The 10,328-nt window shown below is 60.8% G+C and carries 11 protein-coding genes and 1 tRNA gene; 2 read left to right on the top strand and 10 right to left on the bottom strand.

Going from position 1 to position 10,328, the window contains the following annotated elements:
* The first annotated feature begins 778 nt into the window (after positions 1–778).
* The gene (locus NKI64_RS19305; protein WP_352669415.1) at positions 779–1,060 is read left to right on the top strand and encodes a hypothetical protein; all 282 of its coding nucleotides are present in this window, start codon (positions 779–781) and stop codon (positions 1,058–1,060) included.
* A 191-nt stretch (positions 1,061–1,251) separates the two neighbouring features.
* Here NKI64_RS19305 and NKI64_RS19300 read toward each other — a convergent pair whose 3' ends face one another.
* From NKI64_RS19300 to NKI64_RS19290, 3 genes are all read right to left on the bottom strand, one after another.
* A complete protein-coding gene (locus NKI64_RS19300; protein WP_352504380.1) occupies positions 1,252–1,908 on the bottom strand; it encodes an outer membrane protein in 657 nt (218 codons plus the stop codon).
* A gap of 317 nt (positions 1,909–2,225) precedes the next feature.
* Positions 2,226–2,301: transfer RNA gene (locus NKI64_RS19295), tRNA-Lys, on the bottom strand.
* Positions 2,302–2,362: 61 nt separating this feature from the next.
* Positions 2,363–2,491, bottom strand: a complete 129-nt coding sequence (locus NKI64_RS19290; protein WP_023746169.1) for a hypothetical protein — start codon at positions 2,489–2,491, stop codon at positions 2,363–2,365.
* Positions 2,492–2,623: 132 nt separating this feature from the next.
* Between NKI64_RS19290 and NKI64_RS19285 the strand changes: the two genes are divergently transcribed.
* Positions 2,624–3,115, top strand: a complete 492-nt coding sequence (locus tag NKI64_RS19285; protein ID WP_023734331.1) for a BA14K family protein — start codon at positions 2,624–2,626, stop codon at positions 3,113–3,115.
* Between the two features lie 90 nt (positions 3,116–3,205).
* Here the strand turns inward: NKI64_RS19285 and NKI64_RS19280 are convergent, their stop codons facing one another.
* From NKI64_RS19280 to NKI64_RS19250, 7 genes are all read right to left on the bottom strand, one after another.
* Positions 3,206–3,697 (bottom strand): DUF6882 domain-containing protein, encoded by a 492-nt coding sequence (locus NKI64_RS19280; RefSeq protein WP_023746168.1) that lies wholly within the window; start codon positions 3,695–3,697, stop codon positions 3,206–3,208.
* 6 nt (positions 3,698–3,703) lie between these two features.
* Positions 3,704–5,197, bottom strand: coding sequence for a glycerol kinase GlpK (gene glpK, locus NKI64_RS19275; protein WP_352543563.1), 1,494 nt, complete (start codon positions 5,195–5,197; stop codon positions 3,704–3,706).
* 89 nt (positions 5,198–5,286) lie between these two features.
* A complete protein-coding gene (locus tag NKI64_RS19270) occupies positions 5,287–7,014 on the bottom strand; it encodes an ABC transporter substrate-binding protein (RefSeq protein WP_023670978.1) in 1,728 nt (575 codons plus the stop codon).
* A 77-nt stretch (positions 7,015–7,091) separates the two neighbouring features.
* On the bottom strand, positions 7,092–7,379 hold the full coding sequence (locus tag NKI64_RS19265) for a DUF2160 domain-containing protein (protein ID WP_023670977.1): 288 nt from the start codon (positions 7,377–7,379) through the stop codon (positions 7,092–7,094).
* A 67-nt stretch (positions 7,380–7,446) separates the two neighbouring features.
* On the bottom strand, positions 7,447–8,361 hold the full coding sequence (locus tag NKI64_RS19260) for a carbohydrate ABC transporter permease (RefSeq protein WP_023670976.1): 915 nt from the start codon (positions 8,359–8,361) through the stop codon (positions 7,447–7,449).
* A 1-nt stretch (position 8,362) separates the two neighbouring features.
* Positions 8,363–9,229, bottom strand: a complete 867-nt coding sequence (locus NKI64_RS19255) for a carbohydrate ABC transporter permease (RefSeq protein ID WP_023670975.1) — start codon at positions 9,227–9,229, stop codon at positions 8,363–8,365.
* Complete coding sequence (locus NKI64_RS19250) at positions 9,230–10,321, bottom strand: ABC transporter ATP-binding protein (RefSeq protein WP_023700777.1); 1,092 nt, start codon at positions 10,319–10,321, stop codon at positions 9,230–9,232.
* Positions 10,322–10,328 lie beyond the last annotated feature (7 nt).

Below are 10,328 nucleotides of genomic sequence, written 5' to 3'. Positions count from 1 at the left end.
TCTCCGAGTTGGCGTTTGGGCTGATCTCCAAGAGTTCGTAGTAATCGACGAACAATGCGCTGCTCCCTCAAACATCGCTCGACAGCCGCGGGGGCCGACCGCCTACATGGCGATGCAGTGCCCTCACTCGTCGAGTTCATATACGGACAATACATTGCGCCCGGGGTCAAGATGAGCGGGAGCTAATGGACGTCAGCCAAGGCGGCTCCCGCGCGGGGTGCAACGAAAATGGCCGGCGCCGCAGTGGGAGATTGCCTGATCAGCGCCGGCCGGACGGTAATCAGGTCCGCCGCAACACAAGCGATATCTGATTCTTGACGTTACGTCATGCGTCTGGCGGGGCTCTGTGTGGACGTTGGAGATACAGTCGAAGATCGCTTCCATGGTCCGATTCTAGATCGAACAGGATTCGATGGAAATCCCCTTGGAACATTGTAGCCTCGAAACACTTCGGGCGTTGCACTGCCCCATCAGTGCACCGTTCCCTTCTGTTGGAACTGGCCGGCTGCCGAAAGGTGGCCGGCTTTTTTGCATTTTGGGGAACACAGCGGGTCTTTTGCCGTTTGGTGCCATGGAACAGCTTCGCAGCCAGATGCAGGTATTCGCCGATCCGGGCATGTGGGTCGCCTTGGCGGCAGTGCTGATCCCCTATGCGATCGGTGTCGCACTGCTTCTGAGGGTGGCCGGTTGACCCCTTGGTCTCGGAGCGCCTGAACAGACCCGCGCGTCTGGCCGCCAGTCGATCGAGAAGCGGCTCAACGATCTCCTGGACCGGGCGATGTCGCTGGTGACGGCATTGGATTTGATGGAAGCCGACTTTTGCGACGACGAGGAAACCGGCGACGAGGAGCCGTCTCTGGGCTGGGCGCATAACGGCGGGCAGTCATTCCTGTCCGGCACCGCTCCCAACCTGCCGGCCGGCGACACATGCGATCTTGAGCTAGACAACGCCGACGACGAGGAAGGTGGCGACGCTGAGGGTTATTGCCCGGAAGATTACGGCGAGACGATCATGTGGGGCGAGGATCTGAAATCGCAGGAAGTGCTGGCTGGTTCTTAAAATTGTCTGGAACAAGAGCCGCCTCTGCGGGTTTATGTCGTGCAGCGGTTTTCTCCGGAAAGTGGCCGCTCTATTCAAGGTGCAGAACCCGCCGCCCTGAGCCCCCCTCAGCGGCGGGTTTCTTGTGGCCAGAGAGTGCCTCCCGAAAAGCCCGCCGGCTCACGCTTCGCTGGCGGGCGATCTCTCTACTGCTAGAATTTCATCGCGACGCCGACGCGGAAGTCGTGCGTCTGAACCGTGTGTTCGAGTGTGCACCCGCCACCGCAATATTCTAGCGATTTCTTGCCAAAGAAGGAGAAATCATACTCTCCGCGCAAAAACACGTTATGGGTGAGTGCGACGTCTAAACCTGCTCCAACGATGCCGCCTACCAAGGTGGCATCGCGCTCCGCGTCGCCACCTGGATAGAACGTCTTCAACTTCGCCGCGGTTACACCCGCAGTGACGAACGGCATGTACGCGCCCATGTCCATGCCGACTCGACCCTTTACAGAGCCGAACAACCCGGTGGATGCGTCGAGGACGCCTGGTCCTGGAATGTCGTTGAAGGTGTTCTTTTTGAAGCGATACCCAAGCTCGCCTTCGAGGCCGTAGACAATCGTGCCGGACTGGAAGTTATAGCCCGCAAAGCCGCCGATTGTTGCCGAGCCTGGGCTGTGGGTAGCACCGGCACCAATGTTCGGCTCATGTATCTTGTAGTGTTCCAGCGTCCCCGCGCCGAAGATACCAGCGTAAGGTCCTTGCCAGGTCCATTCAGGGGTGTCCACAGGAGCAGTAATGGTGTCGGCGGCGATCGCCGGCCCGGTCACCGAAAGCGCGATAAGTGAAGCGAAAAGAAAGGCTTTCATCGGAATCCCCAGCACAATGTCAGGAACTTAGTGCCATAAACCTGCAACCTTGTATGTAGCTAGTAAGCCACACCTGTCGGCTAAGTTGCCGCCGTTGAGTCCGTCGACGTGAATTGAGGGGATCGCCGGCCAGTCGACTATTCGAACGTCCTCAATCACACCCATGATCGCCTCGTGATGTCGCATCAACCAAGGCGAGTGTCGCACTGTCACAGACGAAACAATGGCCAGTTTTCCGGACATAGTGCGGACATGGATTTCAGCGGACACAAAAGACCGCCCTCACCTACCACAATCGTTTGATTTACTTGGGTTTTTGGTGAGCGCGTCGGGGTTCGAACCCGAGACCTACTGATTAAAAGTCAGTTGCTCTACCGGCTGAGCTACGCGCTCCCGCGGGCTCTAAAGGCCGCCCTCGAAATTGCGCGGAACATAGGGAGAGTGCCGCGACCGGTCAACCGGAAAAAGATGGCCGTTCGAACGGGGTTTCAGCCATCGCCAGACGCGCCGCAAATTGCGTCGTCACCAGCCCGGTGAGCCGCGCCCGCAACGTGGTCGCCGCTTCGATCTGTTGGCGCGCCAAACGCGCCTTTTCTCACGCGCCAAATTCGAGAAACATTACAAATCAGCAACTTACTGTTTTGGTGGGAACCATCGCACGAGCGGGCCGTTTTCGTCTCACAAGGGACGTCAACCACCCTTCAAGGAGAAGATCATGAACAAGATCGCAACGGGTCTACTGGCGACCACCCTGTCAATTTCGTTTGCCGCGGCCGCCGCTATGCCGGCCAATGCCGCCCAGATGTTCGTGCCCCAGTCATCAGCAACTTCGTCCGACATCGTGAATGTGGGCGATTCTCGTCATGACAACTGGCGGTGGATGCGCCATGGCAACCGCAATTCCGGCAATCGCGATTTCCGCGTAGGCCGCCAGTTCTCGCGCAACAATGATGGCGGCAGCTATTGGAATGGCCATCGCGGCTATCGCGAATATCACCGCGGCTATCGCCGTCACGGCGACTACTGGTTCCCGCTGGCTGCCTTCGCCACCGGCGCCCTGATCACCGGCGCGATCGTCAACAGCGAGAACAACCGCGGCGATGCCCATGTGCAGTGGTGCTACGACCGCTATCGGTCGTACCGCGCTTCGGACAACACATTCCAGCCCAATTACGGCCCGCGTCGGCAGTGCAATTCGCCCTATTGAGCTGAGTTGGTACCAAGTGTTGTGTAGAAAAGCCCGCGCCGGCAACGGCGCGGGCTTTTCCGTAGGTTGCTTGGGTACGGGCGCGGCGGATTAGCTGGCCCAATTGACGCTCTTGAAGATCAGATACAGGGCTCCGCCTTCACCACGCGGAGAACGGTATGGGCCGAGGCCGTTGCAGATTCGAACCGCAACTGCGGTCGTCTTCCAGCCGAGCACTTCCAGGTCGTTGTTCAAATCTATCGCATAGGATTGAGCCAGCTCATCAATGGAATGCTCCTGTCCGAATGACCGAACCAGCTTTGCGTCGGCAAGCAGTTCGCCAGGCAGGTTTGAATTTGCCCAAGCCCAGAGCCAGTTGCTGGCCTTGGCACTCGTCGATCCGGCGATTTGGATTTCGGCGACGACCTTGGTGATGCCGTTGTCCGAGAACAGAAGCTTTCCTTCTGTCAGATCATAGTCATAGCGAGGCCAACTGCCGATCGGAACGCCTGCTGCAAGCGTGCATTCTTTGCATCCAATTGTTCGACAGCCTCGTCGCGCCAGGCGACATACCAGTGTGGATTCATCCCCTTCCCCCGCCACGATTTACTACCGTACGCTCAGCGTCCGGCGCACCGCATCGCGCCAGCCGGCCAGTTTTGCCGAACGCACCGTGGCATCCATGTCCGGCTTGAAGCGGCGCTCGAGCGCCCAGCTCTTGGCAAAATCCTTCGCCTTCGGCCACACGCCTGCTTTCGAGCCGGCAAGCCACGCCGCACCCAGCGCCGTCGTCTCCAGAATGGTCGGGCGATCGACCGGCGCATCGAGGATATCGGCCAGCCGCTGCATGGTCCAGTCGGAGGCCACCATGCCGCCGTCGACGCGAAGCACGGTTTTGGCCGACGCCCCCTTCCAGTCCTTGCGCATTGCGTCGAGGAGATCGCGCGTCTGGTAGGCGACGGATTCCAGCGCCGCGCGGGCGAACTCCGCCGGGCCAGAGTTGCGGGTCAGCCCGAAGATCGCGCCACGCGCCTCGGCGTCCCAATGCGGCGCGCCGAGACCGACGAAAGCCGGCACCAGATAGACGTTCTGCGTGGGGTCGGCGGTTGCCGCCAAAACGCCGCTATGCTCGGCCTTGCCGATCACCTTGATGCCGTCGCGCAGCCATTGCACGGCGGCACCCGCGATGAAGATCGAGCCTTCCAAGGCATAGGTAGTCTTGCCGTTCAGCCGATAGGCGATGGTGGTCAACAGCCGGTTCTTCGAGCGCACCAGATCGGCGCCGGTGTTGAGCAGCGCAAAGCAGCCGGTGCCATAGGTCGATTTCATCATGCCTGGCTCGAAACAGGCCTGGCCGATGGTCGCTGCGTGCTGATCGCCGGCCACGCCAAGGATTTTGATTTCGGCGCCAAACAGGCTTTTTTCCGTCACGCCGTAGTCGTCGGCGCAATCCTTGACCTCAGGCAGCAACGCCACCGGGATGCGCAGGATGGAGAGCAGCTCGTCGTCCCAGACATTTTTCTCGATGTTGTAGACCAGCGTGCGCGAGGCGTTGGTGGCATCTGTCGCATGCACCTTGCCGCCGGTCAGCCGCCAGATCAAAAAACTGTCGATGGTGCCGGCGAGCAGTTCGCCCTTTTCGGCGCGCTTTCTCGCACCGTTCACCTTGTCCAGCATCCAGGCGATCTTGGTGCCGGAGAAATAGGGATCGAGCAGCAGGCCGGTCTTTTTGGTGAACTTTTTCTCCAGGCCGTGTTTCTTCAGCTTCTGGCAGAGCGGCGCGGTGCGGCGGTCCTGCCAGACGATGGCATTGTGGATCGGCTTGCCGGTCGCCTTGTCCCAGATGACGACGGTTTCGCGCTGGTTGGTGATGCCGATCGCCGCCACATCCGAAGCCTCGCGGCCGGCGGCCTTCAGCGCGCCTTTGACGGTGGCGACGACGCTTGCCCAGATCTCTTCCGGATCATGCTCGACCCAGCCGGAGGCAGGATAATGCTGCGTGAATTCCTGCTGCTTGCTGCCGGCGACCTTCATCGCGCCGTCGAACAGGATCGCCCTGGTCGATGTCGTACCCTGGTCGATTGCAAGGATGTATCCGGTCATTAGTCCTCCCGGTAGCTCGCCTATACAAACAGGGGAGACGGCAAGATGCCGCCTCCCCGTTCACTATGATCCTGGCGCGTACGCCAAGATTACTTCTGCCAGCTCTTCACCAGTTCGTCGTAGTTGATGGTGATCGGCTTTTCCTTCTCGTTTTCGATCTTCAGCTGAGGCGCGAGATTGCCGTTCTTGACCGCGTCGGCGTTCCAGTAGGCGAGGTCATGCTCTTCGGCCATCTTCGGGCCGATATCGCCCTGGACGCCCGACTTCTCGATGCGGGTCATGACTTTTTCCTGCTCGGCGCAGAGCGAGTCCATGGCTTCCTGCGCCGTCTTGGCGCCGGACGAGGCATCGCCGATCGCCTGCCACCAGAGCTGTGCCAGCTTCGGATAATCGGGCACGTTGGTGCCGGTCGGCGACCACTGAACGCGGGCCGGCGAGCGGTAGAACTCGATCAGACCACCGAGCTTCGGCGCACGTTCGGTGAAGCTCTTGTCGTGGATCGTGCTTTCGCGGATGAAGGTCAAGCCGACATGGCTCTTCTTCACGTCGACCGTCTTCGAGGTCACGAACTGCGCGTAGAGCCAGGCGGCCTTGGCGCGGTCGGTCGGCGTCGACTTCATCAGCGTCCAGGAACCCACGTCCTGATAGCCGAGCTTCATGCCGTCCTTCCAGTAGACGCCATGCGGCGACGGGGCCATGCGCCACTTCGGCGTACCGTCGTCGTTCAGCACCGCCTTGGCGCCGGCGTCGACCATCGAAGCGGTGAAGGCGGTGTACCAGAATATCTGCTGCGCGACCGCACCCTGTGCCGGCACCGGGCCGGATTCGGAGAACGTCATCCCCTGGGCTTCGGCCGGAGCGTAGGCCTTCAGCCAGTCGAGGTATTTCTGGATCGAGTAGACGGCAGCCGGGCCGTTGGTGTCGCCGCCGCGCGCCGTGCAGGAGCCGACCGGCTGTGATTTCTCGTTGACCTTGATGCCCCATTCGTCGACCGGCAGGCCGTTCGGCAGGCCCTTGTCGCCGTTGCCGGCCATCGACAGCCAGGCGTCGGTGAAGCGCCAGCCGAGCGACGGGTCCTTCTTGCCATAGTCCATGTGGCCATAGACCTTCTTGCCATCGATCTCGCGGCCGGTGAAGAACTCGGCGATGTCCTCATAGGCCGACCAGTTCACGGGAACGCCGAGGTCGTAGCCGTATTTCGCCTTGAAGTCGGCCTTGTTCTTCTCGTCGTTGAACCAGTCGTAACGGAACCAGTAGAGGTTGGCGAACTGCTGGTCGGGCAGCTGATAGAGCTTCTTGTCCGGCGCGGTGGTGAAGGAGGTGCCGATAAAATCCTTCAGGTCGAGGTTCGGATTGGTAACGTCCTTGCCCTCGCCCGCCATCCAGTCGGTCAGGTTGCGGACCTGCTGGTAGCGCCAGTGGGTGCCGATCAGGTCGGAATCGTTGACCCAGCCGTCATAAAGGTTCTGGCCGGTCTGCATCTGGGTCTGGATCTTCTCGACGACGTCGCCTTCCTGGATGACGTCATGCGTGATCTTGATGCCAGTGATGGCGGTAAAGGCCGGCGCCAGCACCTGCGATTCATACTGGTGGGTGGCGATGGTTTCGGACACGACCTTGATGTCCATGCCGGCGAAAGGCTTCGCGGCATCGATGAACCACTGCATTTCTGCTTCCTGGCCGGCGCGGTCGAGCGTCGACAGCGGGCCGATTTCCTTGTCCAGAAACGCCTTGGCCTCATCCATTCCGGCGTAGGCGTTGCCTACCCCGAGCAACAGGACAAGGGCAGTTGTTGATGTTAAAAATTGCCGTCGCATAGGTTTCCTCCACATTTAGGTTTCAAGTGCGATCTGGAACGGCCGCCGGCACGCGGTCGATCCAACAGTTTCCCCCTCTATACGTAGCGGAACACGCCGACGGCGTAGACCACGGAGAGAGCGAGAGCCCACCACAGGTTGGATCCGACAAGACCCAGCCAAGCGAGATGGATAAAGGCGCTGCCAAGCAGCGACAGAAAAAGACGGTCGCCGCGCGTCGTCTCGAAGCGCAGGATGCCGACGCGCGGATTGCCGCCCGGCGAGGCAAATTCCCAAAACGCCATGCCGCACAGCAGCAGAAGAATGGTGCCGAAGAACGCCGCCGTCGGCCACGTCCACGCCATCCAGGTGAGGTCGAGATTCATGGTGACACCCTCCCCAGGGCAAAGCCCTTGGCAGTGGTGGTGAGGATGAACCCGTGCGTTTGTTTCATCACACCCTCCCCAGGGCGAAGCCCTTGGCGATGTAGTTGCGGACAAACCAGATGACGAGCGCGCCGGGGATCAGCGTCAGCACGCCGGCGGCGGCAAGCAGGCCCCAGTCCATGCCGGCGGCCGAGACGGTGCGGGTCATGGTGGCGGCGATGGGCTTGGCATCGGTGGTCGTCAGCGTGCGAGCGATCAAAAGCTCGACCCATGAGAACATGAAGCAGAAGAAGCACGCGACACCGATGCCGCTGGCGATCAGCGGCATGAAAATCCTGACGAAGAAGCGCGGGAAGGAGTAGCCGTCGATATAGGCTGTTTCGTCGATCTCTTTGGGCACGCCCGACATGAAGCCTTCGAGGATCCACACCGCCAGCGGCACATTGAACAGGCAGTGCGCCAGCGCCACGGCGATGTGGGTGTCGATCAGGCCGAAAGCCGAATAGAGCTGGAAGAACGGCAGCGCGAACACTGCCGGCGGCGCCATGCGGTTGGTCAACAGCCAGAAGAACAGATGCTTGTCGCCGAGGAAGCGGTAACGCGAAAAGGCGTAGGCCGCCGGCAGCGCGGCGGCCACCGAGATCACCATGTTCATCACCACATAGGTGATCGAGTTGATGTAGCCCGAGTACCAGGAGGCGTCGGTAAAGATGGTGACGTAGTTGGCGATCGTAGGCTGATGCGGATAGAGCGTCAGCGAGGAGACGATCTCGGCATTGGTCTTGAAGCTCATGTTGATGAGCCAGTAGATCGGCAGCAGAAGCACGATGATGTAGATCGTCGGCACGATCCACCACCAGCGCGATTCCTCGCCGCGCTTGCGCATCAGCCGGGCGACCTGATCCTGCGAAAGCGTGCTCGCCAATTTTCCCGAAGCGGTGGTTTCGCTCACTCTGTCGGCTCTTTCGTTGGCGCCGCTCATCTCAGCGCTCCGCGTCGTAGTTGGTCATCACGGTGTAGAACACCCACGACAACAACAGGATGATCAGGAAGTAGACCAGCGACATGGCGGCCGCCGGACCGAGGTCGAACTGGCCGAGCGCGGTCTTGACGAGGTCGATCGACAGGAAGGTGGTCGAGTTGCCGGGGCCGCCGCCGGTGACGACGAAGGGCTCGGTGTAGATCATGAAGCTATCCATGAAGCGCAACAGCACGGCGATCAAAAGCACACGCTGCATCTTCGGCAGCTGGATATAACGGAACACCGCCCAGCGCGAGGCGCCGTCGATCTTGGCCGCCTGGTAGAAGGCATCCGGGATCGAAACCAGGCCGGCATAGCAGAGCAGCACGACAAGGCTGGTCCAGTGCCAGACGTCCATGATGATGATGGTGACCCAGGCGTCGAACGGATCCTGCACGTAATTGTAGTCGATGCCGAGCGCGTTGACGTAGTAGCCGAGCAGGCCGATGTCGTTGCGGCCGAAGACCTGCCAGATGGTGCCGACGACGTTCCACGGAATGAGCAGCGGCAACGACATAAGCACCAGGCAGACCGGCACGCCCCAACCCTTCTTCGGCATGTTGAGCGCGATGAAGATGCCGAGCGGCACTTCGATGGCCAGGATGATGAAGGAGAAGATCAGGTTGCGCACCATGGCTTCCCAGAAGCGGCTGGACGACAGCAGTTCCTCGAACCACTGGGTGCCTGCCCAGAAGAAGACGTTGTTGCCGAAGGTGTCCTGCACCGAATAGTTGACGACCGTCATCAGCGGAATGACGGCCGAGAACGCCACCAGCACCAGCACCGGCAGCACCAGGAACCAGGCCTTGTTGTTCCAGGTCTTTTCCATCTATGCCCCCATCTCGACACGCCCCATCTCAACCAGCCAGGAATCGGCATAGATGTTGATGCCGGCCGGATCGAAGCGAACCTTTGGGTCGGCCGGCACGCTCTCGTCCTCGCCGATGACGGCAGCGATCTCGCGGCCTTCGAGGCTGGCGCGCACCACCTTGTGGCGGCCGAGATCCTCGACCTTGCTTATTTTAACCGCCATGCCCTCGCGGCCGAGCCTGACATATTCGGGGCGGATGCCGAGTTCGATGGCGCCGGAGCTCCCAGCGGCGGTCTTTGGCGCGCCGGGCAACTCGATGCGCTGGCTGCCAATGGTCGCAGTCTTGCCGTCGATCGCCACCGGCATGACGTTCATGCCGGGCGAGCCGATGAAGTAACCGACGAATGTGTGGCGCGGGCGCTCAAACAATTCAGCCGGCGTGCCGATCTGGACGATGCCGCCATCATACATGACGACGACCTGGTCGGCGAAGGTCAGCGCCTCGGTCTGGTCATGGGTGACATAGACCATGGTGTAGCCGAAGCGGCGGTGCAGTTGCTTCAACTGCGATCGCAGCACCCATTTCATGTGCGGATCGATAACCGTCAGCGGTTCGTCGAACAGGATGGCATTGACATCCGAGCGCACCAGGCCGCGGCCGAGCGAGATCTTCTGCTTCTGGTCGGCGGTCAGGCCCCTCGCCTTCTTCTTCGCCCACGACGCCAGGTCGATCATCTCCAGCGTCTCGCGCACCTTGCGGTCGACATCGGCCTCCGGCACGCCGCGATTGCGCAGCGGGAAGGCAAGATTGTCGTAAACGGTCATGGTGTCGTAGATGACCGGGAACTGGAACACCTGCGCGATGTTGCGCTCCTGCGTCGACAGATTGGTGACGTCCTTGCCGTTGAACAACAACTCACCGTGCGAGGGGTGCAGAAGTCCCGAAATGATGTTGAGCAGCGTGGTCTTGCCGCAACCCGAGGGCCCAAGCAGCGCATAGGCGCCGCCATCCTCGAATGTGTGGTGCACTTCCCGCAGCGCAAAATCGGCATCCTTCTGCGGATTGGGCAGGTAGGAGTGCCTGACATGGTTGACGTCGATGCGCGCCATCTCTTCC

It is taken from the genome of Mesorhizobium sp. M0478 (genome assembly GCF_040321305.1).
Lineage (GTDB): Bacteria > Pseudomonadota > Alphaproteobacteria > Rhizobiales > Rhizobiaceae > Mesorhizobium.
This window is presented reverse-complemented; position numbering and strand designations above follow the sequence as displayed.

What these genes read in the sequence shown, in the direction of transcription:
- NKI64_RS19285 (WP_023734331.1), top strand. Translation starts at nt 2,624, where the DNA reads ATGAACAAGATCGCAACGGGTCTACTGGCGACCACCCTGTCAATTTCG.
- NKI64_RS19300 (WP_352504380.1), bottom strand. Translation starts at nt 1,908, where the DNA reads ATGAAAGCCTTTCTTTTCGCTTCACTTATCGCGCTTTCGGTGACCGGG.
- glpK (WP_352543563.1), bottom strand. Translation starts at nt 5,197, where the DNA reads ATGACCGGATACATCCTTGCAATCGACCAGGGTACGACATCGACCAGG.
- NKI64_RS19305 (WP_352669415.1), top strand. Translation starts at nt 779, where the DNA reads ATGTCGCTGGTGACGGCATTGGATTTGATGGAAGCCGACTTTTGCGAC.
- NKI64_RS19255 (WP_023670975.1), bottom strand. Translation starts at nt 9,229, where the DNA reads ATGGAAAAGACCTGGAACAACAAGGCCTGGTTCCTGGTGCTGCCGGTG.
- NKI64_RS19250 (WP_023700777.1), bottom strand. Translation starts at nt 10,321, where the DNA reads ATGGCGCGCATCGACGTCAACCATGTCAGGCACTCCTACCTGCCCAAT.
- NKI64_RS19265 (WP_023670977.1), bottom strand. Translation starts at nt 7,379, where the DNA reads ATGAATCTCGACCTCACCTGGATGGCGTGGACGTGGCCGACGGCGGCG.
- NKI64_RS19260 (WP_023670976.1), bottom strand. Translation starts at nt 8,361, where the DNA reads ATGAGCGGCGCCAACGAAAGAGCCGACAGAGTGAGCGAAACCACCGCT.
- NKI64_RS19270 (WP_023670978.1), bottom strand. Translation starts at nt 7,014, where the DNA reads ATGCGACGGCAATTTTTAACATCAACAACTGCCCTTGTCCTGTTGCTC.